Origin of the sequence: Pseudoalteromonas sp. CNAT2-18.1 (assembly GCF_022347865.1) — a bacterium.
In the GTDB taxonomy this organism is placed as follows: domain Bacteria; phylum Pseudomonadota; class Gammaproteobacteria; order Enterobacterales; family Alteromonadaceae; genus Pseudoalteromonas; species Pseudoalteromonas ruthenica.
In genome coordinates this window covers 515,529-536,295 of the sequence record NZ_JAKRFR010000002.1, presented here as the reverse complement: position 1 = coordinate 536,295, position 20,767 = coordinate 515,529, and the positions used below count along the sequence as shown (strand labels likewise).

The following is a 20,767-nucleotide window of genomic DNA, read 5'->3' as shown; positions in this document are numbered from 1 at the left end:
AACCACCTCAATAATTCCGAATTGCCGCAAAGGCAGCATTAATTTTCTGTGTACATTTTTTACCGGGTGCGGTTTCTACGCCGGAATTAATATCCAGCCCGGTTGCGTTGTGTGCTAAAGCGTCAGCAATATTGCCAGGGGTCAAGCCGCCTGCCAGCATGAAAGGGGGCTCAGCCTGCGCCAGCAGTTGCCAGTTAAATTGCTCACCGGTGCCACCTTTCGCTTGTTTGCTATACGTGTCATAGAGAATACGGTCGACGCCCGCGAGCGCTTTAGGCAGCTGTGTAGCCACCGCTTGTGCTTTCCAAATTTGGCACGATAACGGCAGCGCTTGGCGTAATGACTGAATATAATACTCATCCTCCCCTCCATGCAGCTGCACGGCAGCCAGTTTTAATCGCGTGGCATAGTCGCTGACTTGCGCAATCGGTGCGTCAACGAAAACCCCTACGTAATGCAGCGGCGCACTATCAACAATGGCCTTAGCGCAATCAATGTCAACATAGCGGGGTGAGCCTGGATAGAAAATCAGGCCACCATAATAGGCACCAGCTTGATATACCGCTTGTGCATCCTGTGAGCGCGTTAGACCACAGACTTTATGCTCGCCAAAAATTAAGGCGCGACAAGCGCTTTCAATATCTGCTTGGGCCATAATAGAACTGCCAACCAGAAACCCGTCACACAAGGGGCTTAAGCGCTGCACGTCTTGATGGCTGTAAATGCCCGACTCAGAAATCACCACTTTATCACTGGGGATCAATTGGCGAAGCCGTTCAGTGGTCGCCAAATCGGTCGATAAGTCGCGTAAGTCACGGTTATTGATACCGATGATCTCGGCGTTCAACGCCAGCGCCCGAGTTACTTCCTGCTCATTGCTCACCTCAGTTAATACATCCATATTCAGTGACTTAGCCAGTTTGCTAAGCGCCGTATAGGTGTCGTCATCAAGCACTGAAAGCATCAATAAAATAGCATCACCGCCGTGTAAACGAGCCAAATAAACTTGATATGGGTCGATAAAGAAATCTTTGCAAATCAGTGGCTGGCTTACTTTCTGCCGTACCTGGGTTAAGTAGTCAAAATGGCCTTGAAAGTACTTTTCGTCGGTCAGCACACTAATACAGCTGGCGTACTTTTTATAGACGGCAGTTATTTCATCCAGGTTAAAGACATCGCGAATAAGCCCTTTTGAGGGCGATGCTTTTTTGCATTCCAGAATAAAGCTCGTTGGGCTCTGTTTCAGGGCACGATAAAAATCACGGTCGCTCGCAGTGATGTCGTCAATAAAACTCGCTAACGGTTGCGTGCGTTGACGCTGCGCTACCTCATGGCGTTTATCGGCAACAATTTTCTCTAATACATTAGCCATGACTTACCTCAATGATGGTATCAAGCGTGCGTTGTGCTTGCTGAGATTGTAAAACGTCTTGAACCTGCGCGCTGGCCTCTTTGAAATTAGCCGCTTTGCCGGTCAATACTAATAACGCTGCGACATTGATCACCACCGCACTGGTGTGCGCTGGCTCTCCTTGGCCGCTTAAAATCGCCCGCGTGGCATTGGCGTTGTAGTCTGGCCCTTGACCACTGAGTTGCGCAAGTGAATAGTTTGCAAGTCCGAAGTCACTGGGGTCTAAGGTGTACTCATGCAGTTGCCCTTGGTTGAGTTCAACCACTTGAGTCTCACCGTGTAAGGCTATTTCATCGGTGCCGGCACCATGGACAACCATCGCCCGTTTGCACCCTAAGGTTTGCAGGGTCTTTGCCATAGGTAAGCATAAGGCTGGGTCGTACACCCCGAGTAATTGATAATCCGGTGCCGCCGGGTTAGCAAGCGGCCCAAGAATATTAAATAGGGTTCGTGTTTTAAGGGTGGTACGCACCGCCATCGCGTGCTTGACCCCTTGGTGGTAAAGCGGAGCGAACAAAAATGCAAAGCCGGTTTGCTCTAGCATCGCGGCGGCTTGCTCTGGGCTCATATCGATATTGATACCCAGGCTTTGTAACAAATCAGACGACCCTGAGTTACTCGATACACTGCGGTTACCATGTTTGACCATATTAATTCCACAGGCGGCGGCTACAAGCGCTGCCGTGGTGCTGATATTAATAGTGTTGGCACCATCACCACCGGTGCCACAGGCATCGACCAAGTGTTGCGCCGAGGTGTTAAAGGGCAGGGCATTGGCGCGCATAGCGGCGGCGGCCCCGGCAATCTCGTCGGCGCATTCACCCTTAATTTTCAGCGCGGTAAGCATGGCCGACAGGGTGATATCATCAATATCGCCGCGCATTACGCTATCGAACAGCTGCTGTGACTCGGCAAAGGTTAAGTCCTGCTGCTGATACAGCTTATTCATTACATCCATGAGTTACCCCTGTGCTGTTAAATATTCAAGGCTTTGCTGCAATAGTTGCGCGCCATGAGGAGTTAGAATCGACTCTGGGTGAAACTGATAGCCAAGCACCTTATCTTGATGCTGACACACAGCCATTGGCATGCCCTGGTACTGGGCGATAATCGCTAATTGCTCGCTTACCTTGGTTGCCACTAAGGAATGGTAACGGGCCACCACGAGGTGCTCGCCAAAGCCGCTAAAAGCGGGGTGGGGCATTAGGCTAATGGTGGATGATTTACCATGCACCGTTTGCTGAGCATGACCGATTTCACCCCCATACGCCTGCGTTAATGCTTGTTGCCCGAGACAAATCCCGAGCATTGGGAAGCGTCCCCGACACAGGTCAATGAGCGCCATTAAACATCCCGCGCTATCGGGTGCGCCGGGCCCGGGGGAAAGCACGAGCACCACCGGCTGGGTTTCTGCGCACATGCGCTCGAATATGACTTCCGCCGCCACGGTATTGCGATACACCACCAACTCTTGGCGCAACTGCGCAAATTCATCCACCAAGTTATAACTGAAAGAGTCTTCGTTATCTAAGAAGTAAATCTTATAATTCATGCGTTTGTTGCTCCTTGGCTGGTGGCGATAGCGCGCAGTACGGCGCCGGCTTTTGCGCGAGTCTCATCGGCTTCACTTTGCGGGTCTGAGTCATAAACCACCCCAGCGCCGGCTTGCACATGGGCTAGGCCATCTTTGACAAAAGCACTGCGGATAACAATGCAAGAGTCCATGGCTCCCTCACCCGTGAGATAGCCGACGGCACCGCCATAGCTGCCTCTACGTTTCTTTTCTACCTCGCGAATTAAGCGTGCAGCGCTGACCTTGGGGGCACCAACCAAAGTGCCCATATTCATACAGGCCGAGTAAGCATGCAGTGCATCAAGGTCTTCTTTTAACTGTCCTACCACCCGCGAAACAAGGTGCATGACATGGGAGTATCTATCGACTTTGAGTAGCTCTTTAACGTGACGCGTGCCGGCCTGGCTGATACGAGCGACGTCATTACGCGCTAAATCGACGAGCATGATGTGCTCGGCGCGCTCTTTGCCATCATTGCGCAAATCGAGCTCGATGCGCGAATCGAGGTCTAAATTTAAACGTCCATCGGCATGCTTCCCACGCGGGCGCGTGCCCGCTATCGGATACACCTCAACTTGATTGCTCTGGGCACAGTATTTCAAGGCCGATTCAGGAGAAGCGCCGAACAGCGTAAAATCTTGATCGCGCAAATAGAACATATAGGGGCTAGGGTTTTGTGTTTTCAGCTGGGCATAGGCCGCTAATGGCTGTTGGCAAGGCAGAGTAAAGGTTCGTGAAGGCACCACCTGAAAAATATCACCATCGATAATATGTTGCTTTAGTTGGCTAACCTGCGCCTTGAAGTCTTCGTCACTGATATCGACACTGGCCTCTACAGGCTGCGCCGTTGCCTGTGGCGCCGGTAGTACCTCCACATCATCACAGAGGGTGTTTAAGCGTTCGACTTTTTGTCCTACCTCAAAGCAATTGGCATGCACTTGCGGGCCATTGAACACGTTACCGATAATTTCAGTGCTCTGTGCTTGGTGATCAACCACCACTAGGGTTTCAGCAAGGTAAAAAACATAGTCTGGGCAGCTGTTATCTTTTGCCTCGACGGCGGGTAGTTGCTCAACATTCGCGACCATGTCGTAGCCCATTACGCCGCCTAAGAAAATGGCAAACGGATTGTCAGAGTTGTTGCTGATGCGATTAATGCATTGACGTAGGGTATCGAAGGCGTTGGCTGCTTTGAGCTTGGCATGCTCGTCTAAATCGCCGGCCACGGGCGGGTAGCTGATTTGCAAGGTGGTGTTATCGAGTGTGGTGGTGCCGGCATCGATGTGGCGCTGCAAATAAGGCAGCAGTTGCGCGCCGTTATTTGATAGCGCGACGACACTGACCTCGCTGCCGTTACACTCTATGCGCAATGCGCTATCAACTAATACGATACTTTTTAAATTGGCTTTGGAGTCTATTTCTGCGGACTCCAGTAACAAGCTATTATCGGTATCGAGCTTGGCGAACAGGCTCAGCGCAGAGGGGATATAGTCTCGCCGCTGGCTAATGCTGGTCACCTGACCGGGCTCGGTCGAGATGTGGCTAAAAATCATAAAAAGTCCTCATTCCCAAAATGTATTGCCATCGGTTTTATTGCTGCTAGCAATGATGATGGCCTAAAAACAAAAAACCCGCATACTTCGAAAAGCTGCGGGTTGCAATTATGCTCAGCCGTAACAAGGCCCACCCGCTATCTCGAGTGCCACCACCAAATTACTGTTACGAACTGCGTTAAAATCATGTTACTTACCTTTGTTTAGATACAAAAAAACCCGCTTGCTGCGGGTTTTGTTAATCAGGCAGTACTCACTGCGCACGACTAAGTCCACCCGCGATTACGAGTGCCACCACCATGTCATATGTGTGTTGTTAGCCTGTGACTGCATGAGCTTGATAACCCTAATTAATTGATGGCTGTTAGTTAAACCTAGCTGAGCATCAGTGTCAACCATTTTATAAATAAAAAGTTATTGCCGCGCTGCGGGGTGAAAAATGATAAGCTAATGGCATTATTGATAGCTGTTAAGAGGGCTGTGTGCTTAAGTACGATTTACATTGCCACAGTAATTTTTCCGACGGGACCTTAAGTGTTGATGAGCTGGTATCAAGAGCCGCCGACAAAGGAGTTGATGTGCTCGCGCTCACCGATCACGATACCATTGCCGGTATCGCTCCAGCGCGCGCTGCAATTGCTGCACAAGCGCTCGACCTAGAATTGGTTGCCGGAGTCGAAATATCCACGCGCTGGCACAGCTTTGAAATTCATATTGTTGGCTTGCAGGTTGACACCCAGGCTCCGGAACTGACAGCATTGTTGGCTGAACAGCAGCAAAAGCGTAGTGAACGAGCGATAAAAATAGGCGAACGTCTGCAAAAGGCAGGATTTGAAAACACCTATGAACAAGCCTGTGAGCTGGCCGCTGAGGCGCAAGTAACGCGCGCCCATTTTGCCCGGGTGTTAATGGCGCAAGGCGCAGCGAAGACCTTTCAAGGCATCTTCAAAAAATACCTCAGTCGCGGCAACACCGGGTATGTACCAAGTACGTGGTGTGACATGCACACCGCCATTAAGGCCATCGCCGCAGCAGGCGGGCAGAGTGTGCTCGCGCATCCGGCTCGATACAAAATGTCGAATAAGTGGCTGCGTAAGTTAGTAAACGAATTCGCCACGCTCGGTGGCGATGCAATGGAAGTGGCCCAAACCCAACAAGCGCCCTGTGAAAGGCAGTTTTTAGGGCAGCTAGCGCGTGAGCATGGGCTGCTGTGCTCGCAAGGTTCTGATTTCCATTTTCCTTTACCTTACATAGAATTAGGAAAGAACCTATACTTACCTAAAGACTGTGAAGGCGTATGGCAGCGTTGGCAGTAGTCGTTATCACAAAGCAAGGATAAACATGAGTCAATTTTTTCACATTCACCCGCAAAACCCGCAGCCACGGCTGATCCAACAAGCGGTGGATATTGTGCGCAAAGGCGGCGTAATGGTCTATCCCACTGATTCTGGGTATGCCATAGGATGCCAACTAGGGGAAAAGGCCGCGCAAGAGCGGATCACCCGAATTCGGGGTATCGAAAAGCACCATAATTTTACTTTGATGTGTCGCGATTTATCAGAGCTTGCGACCTATGCACGCGTTGATAACCAGATGTTTCGGTTGATCAAGAATAATACGCCAGGCCCTTATACCTTTATTTTCAAAGGCACTAAGGAAGTACCACGACGAGTATTAAACGATAAAAAGAAAACCATTGGTATTCGCGTCACCGATCATCCGATTAGTAAGGCGTTACTTGAAGAGCTTGGCGCGCCCTTAATGTCGTGTTCATTGATTTTGCCTGGCGCTGAATTCACCGAGTCAGACCCCGATGAAATTCGCGATCGTTTAGAGAAGCACGTCGATGTGATCATCCATGGTGGTTTTTTGAGTGAACAGGCCACTACTGTGGTGGATTTGTCCGATGACGCAGTGGAGATTTTGCGTGTCGGTTGTGGTGATCCCAGTCCCTTTAAATAATGACCCAAGATACTTTGGTAGAGCAGCAAAAGCTGCCGCTGGCGTTTATTCGCGGCGAGGCCGTGGTTGAAAAGCCAGAAGATTTATATATTCCACCGGATGCCCTAGAAGTCGTACTCGAGACTTTTGAAGGGCCTTTGGACTTGCTGCTTTATCTTATCAAAAAGCACAAACTCGATGTCCTTGAGCTGTCTATTTTTAGCATCACCGAGCAATATATGCGCTATGTGGAAATGATGCGTGAGTTTCAATTGGAGCTAGCCGGTGAGTATTTGGTGATGGCGGCGCTGTTGGCGCAGATAAAATCACGTTTATTGTTACCTGTGCATGAAGAACTCGGTGAGGAAGAGGAAGACCCTCGCGCCGAGCTGGTCAGACGGTTGCAAGAATACGAGCAATTTAAAAAAGCGGCGGAGCAGCTCGATGAATTGCCGCGCATGGAGCGCGATATTTTTACCGCTCATGCGTTAGTTGAAGAAGCGGCTATGCCTGAACCTTTATTTCCCGAGGTAGCGCTAGAAGAATTAATGTTGGCACTCAGTGATGTCATGGCCCGAGCCAAAACCTTTGAGCATCATCATATCACTCCTGAGCAGCTATCGACCCGGGCACGCATGAGCGCTATTTTAGCGCAATTACAAAACCACTCCGGTTATATTGATTTTGCCTTGCTATTTACCCCACAAGAAGGGCGCGCCGGTGTGGTGGTGACCTTTATAGCCATATTAGAGCTCACCAAAGAAGGGCTTATTCACTGCCAACAAGCTAATAGCGAAAGTGCCATTCATGTGCGTTTAAAAGAGCATGCTGCAGCGTGATTTGCATTGCCTTATGGTGTAGCTCTGCCATAATAGCGCCCGCGATGGAGGTCTGAGCATGAGCACGCGACGCATTAGTGACGAGCAGCTTATAGAGTTGCTAGAGGCGGCAATTTTCGTTGCCCCTAAACCGCTGACAAAAAAACAACTCAAAGAAACTGTACTCAGTGATATTAATGTGTCTTCTAAGCGCGTTAATGAAGCTTTAGAGGCCATCAGCGCGCATTATCAAACCCGAGGGATCCGCTTAGTGCACGTTGGCTCAGGTTATCGCTTTCAAGCGTGCAGCAGCTTAAGCCCTTGGCTCAGCAAGCTATTTCAAGAACGGGCACCGAAATATTCAAGGGCGTTAATGGAAACCCTGTCACTGATAGCCTATCGTCAACCTATAACCCGAGGCGAAATAGAGCAAGTGCGCGGTGTGACAGTTGCTAGCAATATTATGAAAACATTGCAGGAGCGCGGTTGGGTGAAGGTGATTGGCCATAAGGAAGTCCCTGGTCGCCCCGCGTTATATGCGACGACGAATGAATTTCTAGATTATTTTTCGCTATCTGGCTTAGAGCAATTACCGCCGCTCCCTGAGCAGCAACAAAGCCAGATAGACAAGTTATTACACGATCCTTCTGTGAGAGAACCATCTGAATGAGTGAAAAGTTACAAAAAGTCCTAGCCAGAGCCGGCGTCGGCTCCCGTCGCGAGATGGAAAAGTACATCGAGGCCAACCGCGTGAGTGTTGATGGCAAAGTGGCGCGCTTAGGCGATCGCGTTGAGCCTAATCAAACCATTCGTGTTGATGGCCACATTGTCAAAGTTGAAGAGCCACAAGAGCGAGTGTGTCGGGTATTAATGTACCACAAACCCGAAGGTGAACTGTGCACTCGTAAAGATCCTGAAGGGCGTCGTACGGTATTTGACAGACTACCGCGAATTGAAGGCGACCGCTGGATTGCCATTGGTCGCTTAGATATTAACACCTCAGGGTTGCTGTTATTTACCAACGATGGAGAGCTCGCCAACAGGGTGATGCACCCGAGCTACGAAATTGAGCGTGAATATTCGGTGCGCGTATTTGGTGATGTAAGCAAAGAAGCAGTTCGCAACCTCACCAAAGGCGTGGAGCTCGATGATGGGCCGGCACGTTTTCATAGTGTTAAGCCTATGGGCGGTGAGGGCATCAATAAATGGTTTAACGTTACATTGAGCGAGGGGCGTAACCGTGAGGTGCGTCGTATGTGGCAATCTCAAGGGGTGGAAGTATCGCGCCTGATCCGCGTACGTTATGGCGAGCTAGAGCTCAATAAGCGCTTACCACAAGGTGGCTGGGAAGAACTTGAGCTCAGTAAAGTGAATTACCTGCGTAAGACCGTTAAGTTAAAGCCTGAAACACAAACTAAGTTATCGGTTGACCCTATCAAGCGAAAAGACAAACGCGCTAAAGTGAACCGCATTAGAAAAGCTGTTAAAAAACACAACCAGCGCGTGCAACAACAAAAGAAACGCCGTTAATTCAGATACAAAAAACGCCGCAATCAACGCGGCGTTTTTTACATCTATGATGTGCTAATTATTTCTTTTTAATTTGCGCATCCAACGACTGACCATTAACGTCACTAGAGTCATCACTCATTAAATAAAGGTACGTGGGCATCAAGTCTTCAGGCGTTGCTAGCTTGTCTTTGTCTTCTCCCGGGTAAGCACTGGCACGCATACTCGTGCGGGTCGCGCCTGGGTTAATACAATTGATGCGAATATTGGTTTTATCGACTTCTTTCGACCATGTCTGCATCATGCCTTCGGTGGCAAATTTAGAAATAGCATAAGCCCCCCAAAATTCGCGGCCCTCGCGGCCAACGCCCGACGACGTAAACACAACCGATGCATTGTTTGATTTCTTTAACACAGGAAACAACGCTTTGGTCAGCATTGCTTGCGCAGTGACATTGACCTTCATGATGTTCTCGAAAGTGGATGTACAGAAATGTTCCATTGGGCCTAATGCACCCAGGATACCAGCATTGTTTAATAAGCCATCGAGCTTACCAAATTGCTGATCAATAGTGGCGGCCAGGTCACGGTAATTTTGCTGCGTGGCGCCTTTTAAATCTAATGGAACAATCGCTGGTTGTGGGCCACCTGCAGCGACGATTTCATCGTAAACTGCTTCGAGCTTTTTAGTTGTTTTACCTAATAAAATTACTGTAGCACCGTATTTGGCATAGGTTAACGCGGCAACCCGGCCGATGCCGTCGCCAGCCCCAGTAATTAATATGACTTTTTCATCTAATGCATTTGCACTTGCTTGGTAGTTTTGCATAAGCTGCACCTAGAGCATGATCTTTTTAAGAATTTTACCATACTCAAATAACAAGTAATCGATTTAATTACAAAATTAAGTGGCGAAAGGCATAGGTTTACGTTAAGTTAAACTGGTCTAATGTGTCATTAACATTTTGCTATCTTTAATACACACATAATAAGCAGATAACAATAAAAAAGGTTTGGAGCCAACAACATGAAAAAATTGCTACTTCCTCTCGCTGTAGCGTCTGCGCTCGCTGGCTGTGGTGGCGGAGAAACGCTCGAAGACGTTAAAAATGAAACACCTACGGTTGTTCCGCAATCCACAGTGGTGTTTGACCCCGGTGCCGGGGAAATCTCCGTACCCAATGATCTGCTTTTAAGCGGCACCACCGATGGCACCTTGAATATTCCTGGTGAAGGCGATGATTACACTAACCCCCAACTGGCGCTCGGTGCGTTAGATGGGTGGTCGACGCAAATGCCGTATGCCATTGATTTCGATTTTTCCCCTGGTGTAAGCCTTGATGCAACATCGGCTGCAACACCGGGTAATGTGCGTATTTTTGAAGTTGTGATGGGCGCCGACCAAAGCTCACAAACCTGCGCCCAAGTACCGGCAGGCATCGCCTGTGAATATGTTAAAGAACTTAACTTTGGCGTCGACTTTATCACCCAAGCCAGTGGTAATTCCGTGGCTGTTGTACCACTTAAGCCATTTACTCAAGGGCGCTCGTACATTACGGTATTGACTAACGGCCTGACCGACTCAGCCGGTAACGCCATTGCCCCGTCATCGACCTATGCTAGCGTTAGCAGTGAAGACCCACTTGTTACTGAGCAGCAACTGAGTTTGCAAGCGGTGATCAATAGTTACGAAGACGTTATTGTTGGCGGCAGTGACCTAAGCAAAGACGACATTATTTACTCAGCGGCGATGACCATGCAAAGTGCAGGTGAAGTGCTCGGCACGATTAAAAGCTTGCTTGCTGCGTCGCTTACTCAAGATAGCTTACCTAAGCCTGAGATGATGATCCCACAACAGCCTGCGCTCACAGTAGGGCAGGTTTTTGCGGCTCAAGGCATGCAAGACATTAATCCTGCATTTAACGCAGTGAGCTATGAAAAAGGCAGCATTGTTCTTCCTTACTACTTAAAAAGCCCACAAGGCAAAGAGCTCAGTGATTTAAACGACACCTACTGGCAAGCAAACTGCGACAGCGCTGTAACCGTGCTTGGTTATAAAGAGCAGGCTGGCGAAGCATTCCCTGAGCAACCAGTGAGTGAAAATGATGCGATATGTGCCGCTCTCAGCGGCGGTCAATTGCGTGATTTAAGCTTGGATGACAAACGTCACCTCACGAAATACAACACCATTCCGAAAGTACAGAGCTATCGCAATATACCTGTACAGGTTACAAAACCGGCAGATTTAATGACCCTAAACGCTATCCGCAGTCAGCTTGGGCTTGATGCCATGAGCATGCCTGCTGCTGGCTGGCCAGTCGTTATCATGCAACATGGGATTACCAGTCGCAAAGAGGACATGCTGGCGTTGACTGCGGCGCTAAGTATTCAAGGTTTTGCCACCGTTGCTATTGACCACCCGGCTCACGGTGAGCGTGGAATCGATGTCGACAATGATGGCACTGACGATTTTAATGCGACCACAGGCTCTGTGCTTGCGTATATGAATTTGAATTCATTGCTGGTGGCGCGTGATAACTTACGCCAATCAGCTGCGGATTTACTTGGTTTGCGCCTAGGTCTTAATTTTGCCAACGACCCTATGCTCAACACGATGGATGTGGGCTTCGTCGGTCACTCCTTAGGTGCGGTTGTGGCCCCGGCGTTCTTATCTATGACGAATGCGGAGCTTGACCCTCAGGTTGATCCATTGTTTAAAGTGAACACTGTGGCACTTGGCAGTGGCGGCGGCGGTATCGCCAATTTCTTACTTGCTTCAGATTCATTTGGGCCATTTATCCAAGGTTCAGTATTAGCTGGCGCAGGAACCGATGAGTCAGCAGCGTTTGGCGCATTCCTACAAGAAGGCGCAGTCTCTAGCTGTGCACAATTTATTGATAACCAAGAGGCGTATGTTGGCTGTGGTTACCAAGCGTTTTTAGCGCAGTTAACAGCTCAAGGTGACACTGCCAGCTTGGCTAATATTCAAGGGTTGTTAACGCAGTTTACCTACGCTGCACAAACATTGCTTGATGCTGGAGACCCAACCAACTACGCAATGCGTGTAAACGCACAGCAAACCCCAGTTTACACTAGTGTGGTTGTGGGTGATGGCATGGAAAACAAGCCGGATACGGTGATCCCACCAATGGTTGAGAGCAACCCCATTGCCGGAACTATTCCACTTGCAATGATGATGGGCGCTGACAATGCAGCACAAACGCAGTTAGCAGATAGCCCAGAAAGCTACCTTGTACGCTTTAGTAAAGGCCACCATGGTACTCTCTTGACGCCAGCTGCGAACCCACAAGCAGGAGCAAGTGCAGCAGATAGCGCTGCAGCGAATGCTGAAATGCAACAGCAAGTAGCGACCTATCTGAAATCCAAAGGTACGATATTGCCTATCACAAATGAAGATGTGATAGCCCAGTAAGCGCACTGGTTTCGACTATCAGCCGCGCAATTGCGCGGCTTTTTTGTGGCTAATGGCTGTGCTACATTGCCGTGCATCAACAATGAAAGAGGGACTCTAGGTGGAGTATATTTATGAATACGGGTTATTTTTTGCAAAAACCCTGACTTTTTTAGTGGCAATCGTCATTATCATCGCAATGATTGCAGGAGCGGCAAATAAACCTAAAAGTAAAGAAGGATCACTTCAGGTTGACGATCTCTCAGCAAAGTTAAAACAGTTGAAAGATGACTTTTTAGCAAACACCCTGGATAAAAAAGCCTTAAAAGCGCTCAAGAAAGAACAGAAAAAGGCAGCTAAAAGTGACAGCGGTGACGCAGAGCAGGGGCGCCTATACGTGATTGATTTTGTTGGCTCCATGGATGCTCATGAAGTTGAGAGCCTACGTGAGGAAGTCACGGCGATTTTAACATTGGCCGATAAGCAAAAAGATAAGGTATTAGTGCGCTTGGAAAGCGGCGGAGGCGTTGTTCATGGGTATGGCTTAGCAGCGTCGCAACTGGCCCGTTTGAAAGCGGCACAGATACCACTGACCATTGCCATTGATAAAGTCGCCGCCAGTGGTGGATATATGATGGCATGTGTTGGCGATGAAGTCATTGCTGCGCCTTTTGCTATTGTTGGCTCTATTGGTGTGGTTGCGCAAATACCAAACTTTAATAAGGTGCTGAAAAAGAACGATATTGATCTAGAGCTCATTACCGCAGGGCAGTATAAGCGGACCCTCACTTTGTTTGGTGAAAACACCGATGAAGGGCGAGAAAAGTTCCGCCAAGAAATCGAGCAAACGCATCAATTGTTCAAACACTTTGTCAGCGAGCATCGCCCTGAATTAGACTTAGGCACCGTCGCTACCGGGGAGCACTGGTTTGCGATTGATGCCAAAGAAAAAGGGTTAGTGGATAGAATCACGACCAGTGATGATGAATTACTGGCACTGAGTAAAGAGCGACAAGCTTACAAAGTGAGCTATAAGAAAAAACAAGGCTTGGCGGATAAAGTCGCGCATAGCCTAAGCCTCGCGGTGGAAAAAGCAGGTTTAAAGATATGGTCTAAGGGTCAGCGCCTGAGACCTTAATTTAGATTTAAAAAAACCTCGCCACAACGGCGAGGTTTTTTTATACAAGTGAAGTTAGCTTCTTGCTTTGGGCTTATATTCTTCCAGTTCTTTAGCCGACTCGAGATCGTTAAAGACGGTCTCATCAAGCTGTCCTTCAGATTTGGCGACAACACAGGTAACCATACAATCACCGGTCACATTAACCGCTGTACGCGTCATATCTAACAATCTATCGACGCCGATAATAATCGCGATACCTTCGACGGGGAGGCCCACCTGATTCAGTACCATCGCCAGCATAATCAAGCCAACTCCTGGCACTCCAGCGGTTCCAACGGATGCCAATGTGGCGGTAAGAATAACCATTAGGTAATCTGAAATACTTAAATCGACACCAAACACTTGAGCGATAAACACGGTTGCACAGCCTTGCATAATGGCGGTGCCATCCATATTAATAGTGGCTCCCAGTGGCACAGTGAATGAGGCTACGGAGTTACTGGCACCGAGCTTTTTAGTCGCGGTCTCAAGTGTAATAGGCATGGTTGCACTGGAACTTGAGGTGCTAAACGCAAACAAACAAGTGTGCTTCATTTGCGATAAAAAGGTGACAGGATTTAAGCCAGTCAGCACTTTCAATAGGATAGAGTAGTTAATTAACCCATGGATCAGCAGCGCTGCGACCACCACACCGAAATACTTCATCAGGCTCCAAATAAGCCCCAGCTCAATGGTCGTAAACAGTTTTGCCATCAAACAAAAGACCCCGTAAGGAGCAATGTTCATAAGTAAAGTAACCAGTTTAAGAATGACGTTATTGAGGTCCTCAAAAACGGCGCTTAGGCGCTGGCCCGCTTCGCCACTGAGGGCCATAGCAATACCGAATAGTAGCGCAAAAACAATGACCTGCAACATGTTACCACTGGCCATGGCATCAATAGGGTTCGTGGGGAACATATTGATGATGACCTGAGCCAGCGTCGGCGCTTCTTTCGCATCAAAGGTCGCATCATTTGGCAAGGTGACGCCATCGCCAGGGCTTACTAACAGCGCTAAGGTAATGGCGACGGTGATGGCAATGGCGGTGGTACCCACATACATGGCGATAGACTTACCACCTAAACGACCTAAGGTTTTCGGGTCACTGAGGCTACAAGTACCACAAACGAGGGACACAAATACCAGTGGCACCACCAACATTTTTAGGCTGGCAATGAAGATTTGCCCGCCAATATTGAATAAACCGTCAACAAAAAAGCCTTTAACAGGAAAGGCAAACAAGCCTAAATCAAGTAATAATTCGTCTTCACCGGCCAAAATCAACTTGAACAAAAAGCCGACAACAACACCTAGCGCCATACCAATCATAATACGCGTGGTGAGAGACATTGAACCTTTTTCAGACATAGGTATGATTCATCTTCGTTATTGTAATTCGCTATAGCCTATCAGCGAAAATCACTCAATGCAGCGAAAAACGACAACTTTTTTCAAAAAAGGAATGCGTAATTCACTCATCCTGGGTTAATATTAAGTAAATAATTTAAACAATAAAACGTTAGGGAGAAGTCAATGCGTTTTGTGCGATTGCTCAGTGCCTCTTTACTGAGTTTACTTCTAGTCGCCTGCGGTGGCGGCGGCAGTTTAGAAGAAGGTGGTGACACGGGGGGAGATGGTAGTTCTTCCGGTAGTTATTCCATTACCGTAACCGTGGTGGACAGTGAAGGCAATGCAATATCTGCCGAAAATCCTATTTCTAATGACAACCCGGCGCAAGCAGTAGCAACGCTCAGCGCAACTTCAGGCTCGGTGTCCGGTAAGGCCATTGAGTTTAGCCTGCAGCAAGTAAGTGGCAATACCCTAGGTGAGCTAAAACCTGCTTCTGCACAAACGAACGCAGATGGTGTCGCACAGGTCACCATTGGTCCAGGTCAAGTGAAAGGCGCGGGTCGTGTAACCGCAACTTACATTCCGGCGGCGGGAGACCAAGTGACAGCGCAAGCGGATTTTACCACCCAAGGTGATGACGTTGTTGTGACAGAGGAAACCGCCGATGTTGACGTGTTACTACTCACTGGTTGTAACGCTGGCTGGGATGATGACCGTGATAACGTCATGCTTGACCCTCGTGACCCAAATACCGGTTGTAATATCGTAAATAGCATTTCTTCTAACGAAGTGGGTGAGATTTACGTTGAAGTAACCAGCATTCAAAGTGGCGACGGCGTGGGCTCAGCAATCGTTAATGCCCAGACCTCAGTGGGTACGGTATTACCATCATCTGGCACTGCATTAACCGACTCGTTTGGCCGCGCTTTATTGCGTTTACAGCCAGGCAACCAAGGTGGCGCAGGCACGATTACCGCCGAAGCATTGGGCGTCACTGACACCACTAACTTTGCTGTGGGTGTGGTAGATTTAGAGCTAACAGTTGATAACGGCTTGGCAACGGATAACAACAATAATGTTATCCCACTTAAAGCCGGTGGCAGTACGGTTATCGAAGTGCAGCTTCGCGATGAGGAAGGCAACCTATTCCAAACTCCGACCGATGTTGAATTTAGCTCTACTTGTGCCGCCAGTGGTCAGTCTACTTTGGATGACAAAGTAAAATCGCGTGCCGGTATCGCTACAGCAACCTACCGCGCGAACGGCTGTAACATTGAAGATAACGTTACTGTAACAGTAGAGACTGGCGGTAAGAACTACACCGCGACAACTATTATTCCGGTTGAAGCGTCACCTGTACAATCTATTCAATTTATGGATGTAAGTGAGGCGTTTATCGCTCTTCCTCCAGGTGAAGGTGGTGTTCCTACACAATCTGTGGTGCGCTTTAAACTTCTTGATGAAGATGGCAATCCAGTCGCTCAAGACCGCATCGATTTTCGTTTGACTGACGGTACCGGTGAAGCGGCACTGACTCAGGCAACGGGTAATACCGATAACAACGGTGTGGTACAAACCACAGTCACATCAGGTGTGGTCCCAGGTGCCCTAGTTGTAAAAGCCTGCTATGTGCCAAAAGCCGATGTTGCCGCCTTGCCTGAAGGTGATGATTTGACCTGTTGGGTTGATGAATTTGAAGCCTGTCAAGCAGCCGATGCACCCAGCTCTTGCCCTGAAGGGGAACTTAATCTTATCCCATTAAGCGAGCAAATCAGCTCAGTATCGAGCTTGCTTACTTTAAGCTCAGGCGTGACCGATCAGAACAGCTTTGATTTAAGCACCGATGTTATAAATTCCAACTCGCTTTATTACAACAATGTGATATCCAATCTTACGGTATTTTTTGGCGACCAGTTCAATCAGCTAAGTGGCGATGGTGTTGAAGCAACCGTATTAACCGAAGCCGGTGTTACGGGTGTTATTGATGGCACGCAGTTTAACCCCACCTTTAAGTGTCAAACCACCGATGCGGCCTGTACTGTTCAATGGCGCAGCCAAGGCGATAGACCGTTTTGGGATTATAAATGGGGTAACCGTATTGGTGATATCGATGGCGACTCATCTACCACCGAGGGCATTAATCCAAAAACCGGTGTGCAAAACTGTGACCCATATTTTGGTGAAGCGGCACCTTGTATCAATGGTATGGTACGCGCTAAAAATGACCCTAACGGTGTTGTTATGGGTGGTCGCGTTACCGTGATGGCGGTAGCCAAAGGCCAAGAAAACTTCGTTGATGAAGAGTCAAGTGGTGGTGTTACCCGTCGTAACGGCCTATTCGATATTGGTGAGTACTATCAAGAGTATGACTTAACCGAGGCCTTTATCGACCATAACGAAAACGGCACCTTCGATAAAGCCAACTGCGACCCTGCACCTGGGCCTACTGACCCTTGTTCAGAGCTAATCTCGCGAGGCGGTCATAACGAAGCCTGGCGTGACCTTGATAACGATGGCATCTTTGATGAAGCCGACGGCAAATACAATGGCTTACTTTGCTCACAAGAAGCTGAGGCGGCCGGAGAGTGTACTCGTGAACTGATTGAGGTGCGCAGCAGCGTTGAGCTGGTGATGTCTGGCGATCAGCCTTATGTACGTTTTGCCACGCTTCAAGAGCAGTGCATCGGCTCTGATTTTATTAAGTTAGAGTCAACTAACGCGGCGCCTGTAATCGGTGAAGACGGCGTAGAGCGGAAGTGGTGTGATGTAAGATTTGTTGACCTGAGCCAAGTCAGTGGCGGTTTTGCTTCTCTGGGCGTTCGTATTTTCTACAGTGATGAATTTGGTAACCCGCTACCAGTGGGCACAGAAATTGGTGTTGAATCATCCAATGGCGATCTTGATATTCGCAGCGGTAACAGCATAATTTCTAACACAAATTCGACGGAAACTATGTACCACGATGTCACTATCTCTAGAGAGCCAGAAGGGAATAACAAAAATGAAGGATCTCTTGTTATTACCTTCACCATTCCATCAGGCTTTGATGATGGTGCTGATAAAATCGTTACTGCCGGTATGACGGTTAGGGATGACAGGTAAATGTCATAACGATTAAACAAAATGCCAACCACTCGGTTGGCATTTTTGTTTCTATTCCTATATATTGCCCGGCGTTAGCCTGTGCACCGGTGATTAATCACCATAACGGACAAAATCACAGCAATAGCTGGTCAAAAAATCGCTGATTAGATAAAAGTTTAGCGTCAAAGCTTGTAACAATAGGTGTTTGTAGATATACCTATATTTATTCGTGCCCACGAACAAGGGCAATCATTATAAAAAGAGATAGGTCAACTTAGGCTATTATGGGCAAATCGCTAGTCATTGTAGAGTCTCCTGCAAAAGCAAAAACAATTAATAAATACCTAGGCAAGGACTATGTTGTTAAGTCCAGCGTAGGTCACGTACGCGACCTTCCCACCTCAGGGTCAGGTAAGGCGAAGGCGCCTGCGGCAAAATCCCCCGCCGAAGTGCGCAAAATGGCCCCTGAGGAAAAAGCCGCCTATAAAAAGAAGCGTGACTATCAAAACCTAGTTGCACGCATGGGTATAGACCCAGAAAAAGGCTGGGAGCCTCACTATGAGGTGTTACCCGGTAAAGAAAAAGTTGTTCAAGAATTAAAAAAGCTCGCCGAAACGGCAGATGAAATTTATCTCGCAACGGATTTGGATAGAGAAGGGGAAGCCATTGCATGGCACCTTGAAGAGATTATTGGCGGTGATAAGTCGAAGTACAAACGGGTAGTTTTTAACGAAATCACCAAAAATGCCATTCAACAGGCCTTTTCTACCCCGGGCGAGCTGAATACCGATATGGTGCAGGCTCAGCAAGCGCGACGCTTCCTAGACCGTGTTGTTGGCTTTATGGTCTCGCCTTTGTTGTGGCAAAAAGTGGCGCGCGGGTTATCTGCTGGGCGCGTGCAGTCTGTTGCCGTTCGTCTGCTTGTGGAACGCGAGCGCGAAATCAAGGCCTTTATCCCGCAAGAGTTTTGGGATATTCATGCCGATGTACAAGCCAAAGCCGATGCGTTACGTCTTCTGGTGACCAAAGAGCAAGGTAAAGCCTTTAAACCGGTTAATAAAGATCAGGCAGACTCTGCTGTAGCGCAGCTGCAATCGGCTCAGTACCAAGTTACCGACGTTGAAGAAAAACCGAGTAAAAGCCGCCCAAGTGCGCCTTTTATCACCTCCACCATGCAACAAGCGGCCAGTACGCGCTTAGGTTATGGCGTTAAAAAGACCATGATGCTAGCGCAGCGTCTTTACGAAGCCGGTTATATTACCTATATGCGTACTGACTCGACTAACTTGTCACAAGACGCTATCGCCATGTGTCGCGGTTATGTGGCCGATAATTTTGGCGACAATTACCTGCCGGAAAAAGCCAATATTTACAGCGCAAAAGGCAACGCACAAGAAGCGCACGAAGCAATCCGACCGTCAGATGTGAACGTTCTTTCAGGGCATGTTGAGGGTGTTGATGCTGACGCGAAGAAACTGTATGAGCTTATTTGGCGTCAATTTGTTGCCTGCCAAATGGTGCCAGCGCAATACGATTTAACCACAGTGACGGTCACAGCGGGTGAGTTTGAGCTTAAAGCCAAAGGTCGCGTATTGCGCTTTGATGGTTGGACCCGAGTGCAACCTGCCGTGCGCAAGAAAAGCGATGAAGAGCAAGCGCTGCCAGCATTGAGTGTCGGTGATGAATTAAGCTTAGATAAGCTGGACCCACAACAGCACTTTACCAAGCCGCCAGCGCGATACAGTGAAGCAAGCTTGGTTAAAGAGCTTGAGAAGCGCGGTATCGGTCGACCCTCAACCTATGCTTCGATCATCGGCACTATTCAGGACAGAGGCTATGTGCGGGTGGAAAACCGTCGTTTCTTCGCTGAAAAAATGGGTGAAATCGTCACCGATCGCCTTGTTGAGAACTTTACCGAGCTGTTGAACTACGACTTTACCGCCAAAATGGAAGAGCGCCTGGATGATATTGCCGAGGGCGAGCGTCAGTGGACTCAAGTGCTGGATAACTTTTATGCTGACTTCTCGGAAAAGTTAGCCATTGCCAGTGGCGATGAGGCGCAAGGCGGAATGCGTCAAAACCAAATGGTCGAGACTGACATTGATTGTCCTAGCTGTGGCAGAAAAATGGGGATCCGCACAGCATCAACCGGTGTATTTTTAGGTTGTACTGGGTATAACTTGCCACCTAGGGAACGCTGCACCACCACCATGAACCTCACGCCTGGTGAGGAAGCGGTCAATGCCGATGAAGTTGAAGATGTTGAAACATCAACACTGATGCAAATGAAGCGTTGCCCTAAATGTGAAACCGCCATGGATTCATATTTAATTGATGAAACCCGAAAACTGCATGTCTGTGGTAATAATCCCGCGTGCAGTGGCTACCTCATTGAACAAGGGCAGTTTAAGCTCAAGGGCTATGATGGTCCGATTATTGAGTGCGATAAGTGTGGCGCCGATATGGAGCTGAAAAACGGTCGCTTCGGTAAGTATTTTGGCTGTACCAATGAAGACTGTAAAAATACTCGTAAACTGCTTAAAAATGGCGAGCCGGCACCACCTAAAGAGGACCCGGTGCACTTGCCAGAGCTTGAATGCGAGAAATCGGATGCCTATTTCGTGCTGCGTGATGGCGCAGCCGGTATATTCTTGGCTGCCTCTACTTTTCCTAAGTCACGGGAGACTCGGGCACCTAAGGTTTCTGAATTAAAGCGTTTTCGCGATCGTATATCACCTAAATTTTACTATTTAGCCGATGCGCCAGAGACTGACTCTGATGGTAACCCAGCGGTAGTACGTTTTAGCCGAAAGACTAAGTCGCAGTATGTAATGACAGAAGTCGATGGTAAAGCGACTGGCTGGAAGGCAACCTACGAAAATGGTAAATGGGTTGAAGAAGAGAAAAAGAAAGCGAAAAAGAAAAAGTAACCCGCAGAAAAAAGAAAAAGCCGCTCA

15 protein-coding genes are annotated in these 20,767 nt (G+C 48.4%); 9 read left to right on the top strand and 6 right to left on the bottom strand.

Annotation, left to right across the window (positions count from 1 at the left end; translation table 11 throughout):
• Positions 1-7 precede the first annotated feature (7 nt).
• From trpCF to MHM94_RS05790, 4 genes are read right to left on the bottom strand one after another with little or no spacing between them, the layout of a single operon-like run.
• The gene (gene trpCF / locus MHM94_RS05805; RefSeq protein ID WP_235418905.1) at positions 8-1,372 is read right to left on the bottom strand and encodes a bifunctional indole-3-glycerol-phosphate synthase TrpC/phosphoribosylanthranilate isomerase TrpF; all 1,365 of its coding nucleotides are present in this window, start codon (positions 1,370-1,372) and stop codon (positions 8-10) included.
• Positions 1,365-2,369 carry an anthranilate phosphoribosyltransferase gene (gene trpD / locus MHM94_RS05800; protein WP_235418906.1) on the bottom strand — a complete coding sequence of 335 codons (1,005 nt, stop codon included), beginning with the start codon at positions 2,367-2,369 and terminating at the stop codon, positions 1,365-1,367. The genes trpCF and trpD overlap by 8 nt, the downstream gene beginning before the upstream one ends.
• Before the next feature lie 3 nt (positions 2,370-2,372).
• Positions 2,373-2,963, bottom strand: a complete 591-nt coding sequence (locus tag MHM94_RS05795) for an aminodeoxychorismate/anthranilate synthase component II (RefSeq protein ID WP_045978396.1) — start codon at positions 2,961-2,963, stop codon at positions 2,373-2,375.
• A complete protein-coding gene (locus tag MHM94_RS05790) occupies positions 2,960-4,537 on the bottom strand; it encodes an anthranilate synthase component 1 (RefSeq protein WP_022943565.1) in 1,578 nt (525 codons plus the stop codon). Before MHM94_RS05790 ends, MHM94_RS05795 begins: the two co-directional genes overlap by 4 nt.
• 482 nt (positions 4,538-5,019) lie before the next feature.
• Between MHM94_RS05790 and MHM94_RS05785 the strand changes: the two genes are divergently transcribed.
• Genes MHM94_RS05785 through rluB form a run of 5 tightly spaced genes read left to right on the top strand, consistent with a single transcriptional unit; the run spans position 5,020 to position 8,826 of the window.
• Entirely contained in the window at positions 5,020-5,853 is an 834-nt protein-coding gene (locus MHM94_RS05785) for a PHP domain-containing protein (protein WP_022943564.1), read from the top strand.
• 25 nt (positions 5,854-5,878) lie between these two features.
• The gene (locus tag MHM94_RS05780; protein WP_022943563.1) at positions 5,879-6,499 is read left to right on the top strand and encodes an L-threonylcarbamoyladenylate synthase; all 621 of its coding nucleotides are present in this window, start codon (positions 5,879-5,881) and stop codon (positions 6,497-6,499) included.
• Positions 6,499-7,317: a ScpA family protein gene (locus MHM94_RS05775; protein WP_022943562.1), complete on the top strand. Its 819-nt coding sequence runs from the start codon at positions 6,499-6,501 to the stop codon at positions 7,315-7,317. Before MHM94_RS05780 ends, MHM94_RS05775 begins: the two co-directional genes overlap by 1 nt.
• A 58-nt stretch (positions 7,318-7,375) precedes the next feature.
• On the top strand, positions 7,376-7,966 hold the full coding sequence (gene scpB, locus MHM94_RS05770) for an SMC-Scp complex subunit ScpB (protein WP_022943561.1): 591 nt from the start codon (positions 7,376-7,378) through the stop codon (positions 7,964-7,966).
• A complete protein-coding gene (rluB, locus tag MHM94_RS05765) occupies positions 7,963-8,826 on the top strand; it encodes a 23S rRNA pseudouridine(2605) synthase RluB (RefSeq protein ID WP_138507858.1) in 864 nt (287 codons plus the stop codon). Before scpB ends, rluB begins: the two co-directional genes overlap by 4 nt.
• Before the next feature lie 58 nt (positions 8,827-8,884).
• Here rluB and MHM94_RS05760 read toward each other — a convergent pair whose 3' ends face one another.
• Positions 8,885-9,634: a YciK family oxidoreductase gene (locus MHM94_RS05760; protein WP_022943559.1), complete on the bottom strand. Its 750-nt coding sequence runs from the start codon at positions 9,632-9,634 to the stop codon at positions 8,885-8,887.
• Positions 9,635-9,832: 198 nt separating this feature from the next.
• Between MHM94_RS05760 and MHM94_RS05755 the strand changes: the two genes are divergently transcribed.
• Both MHM94_RS05755 and sohB read left to right on the top strand, forming a co-directional pair.
• Positions 9,833-12,238: a VolA/Pla-1 family phospholipase gene (locus tag MHM94_RS05755; protein WP_235418907.1), complete on the top strand. Its 2,406-nt coding sequence runs from the start codon at positions 9,833-9,835 to the stop codon at positions 12,236-12,238.
• Positions 12,239-12,338: 100 nt separating this feature from the next.
• Positions 12,339-13,355, top strand: coding sequence for a protease SohB (sohB, locus tag MHM94_RS05750; protein ID WP_235418908.1), 1,017 nt, complete (start codon positions 12,339-12,341; stop codon positions 13,353-13,355).
• Positions 13,356-13,409: 54 nt separating this feature from the next.
• On the opposite strand, the gene MHM94_RS05745 is transcribed toward sohB, so the two are convergent.
• Entirely contained in the window at positions 13,410-14,744 is a 1,335-nt protein-coding gene (locus MHM94_RS05745) for a dicarboxylate/amino acid:cation symporter (protein WP_045978389.1), read from the bottom strand.
• Between the two features lie 165 nt (positions 14,745-14,909).
• On the opposite strand from MHM94_RS05745, the gene MHM94_RS05740 reads away from it, so the two are divergent.
• Both MHM94_RS05740 and topA read left to right on the top strand, forming a co-directional pair.
• On the top strand, positions 14,910-17,828 hold the full coding sequence (locus MHM94_RS05740; protein WP_235418909.1) for an Ig-like domain-containing protein: 2,919 nt from the start codon (positions 14,910-14,912) through the stop codon (positions 17,826-17,828).
• Between the two features lie 266 nt (positions 17,829-18,094).
• Positions 18,095-20,740: a type I DNA topoisomerase gene (gene topA / locus MHM94_RS05735; protein WP_235418910.1), complete on the top strand. Its 2,646-nt coding sequence runs from the start codon at positions 18,095-18,097 to the stop codon at positions 20,738-20,740.
• The last annotated feature ends 27 nt before the right edge of the window (positions 20,741-20,767 follow it).

Excerpts from the sequence above, each read along its gene's own strand:
- MHM94_RS05745 (WP_045978389.1), bottom strand. The coding sequence starts at position 14,744 with ATGTCTGAAAAAGGTTCAATGTCTCTCACCACGCGTATTATGATTGGT.
- MHM94_RS05780 (WP_022943563.1), top strand. The coding sequence starts at position 5,879 with ATGAGTCAATTTTTTCACATTCACCCGCAAAACCCGCAGCCACGGCTG.
- MHM94_RS05740 (WP_235418909.1), top strand. The coding sequence starts at position 14,910 with ATGCGTTTTGTGCGATTGCTCAGTGCCTCTTTACTGAGTTTACTTCTA.
- rluB (WP_138507858.1), top strand. The coding sequence starts at position 7,963 with ATGAGTGAAAAGTTACAAAAAGTCCTAGCCAGAGCCGGCGTCGGCTCC.
- scpB (WP_022943561.1), top strand. The coding sequence starts at position 7,376 with ATGAGCACGCGACGCATTAGTGACGAGCAGCTTATAGAGTTGCTAGAG.
- MHM94_RS05755 (WP_235418907.1), top strand. The coding sequence starts at position 9,833 with ATGAAAAAATTGCTACTTCCTCTCGCTGTAGCGTCTGCGCTCGCTGGC.
- MHM94_RS05760 (WP_022943559.1), bottom strand. The coding sequence starts at position 9,634 with ATGCAAAACTACCAAGCAAGTGCAAATGCATTAGATGAAAAAGTCATA.
- trpD (WP_235418906.1), bottom strand. The coding sequence starts at position 2,369 with ATGGATGTAATGAATAAGCTGTATCAGCAGCAGGACTTAACCTTTGCC.
- topA (WP_235418910.1), top strand. The coding sequence starts at position 18,095 with ATGGGCAAATCGCTAGTCATTGTAGAGTCTCCTGCAAAAGCAAAAACA.
- MHM94_RS05790 (WP_022943565.1), bottom strand. The coding sequence starts at position 4,537 with ATGATTTTTAGCCACATCTCGACCGAGCCCGGTCAGGTGACCAGCATT.
- MHM94_RS05775 (WP_022943562.1), top strand. The coding sequence starts at position 6,499 with ATGACCCAAGATACTTTGGTAGAGCAGCAAAAGCTGCCGCTGGCGTTT.
- trpCF (WP_235418905.1), bottom strand. The coding sequence starts at position 1,372 with ATGGCTAATGTATTAGAGAAAATTGTTGCCGATAAACGCCATGAGGTA.
- MHM94_RS05795 (WP_045978396.1), bottom strand. The coding sequence starts at position 2,963 with ATGAATTATAAGATTTACTTCTTAGATAACGAAGACTCTTTCAGTTAT.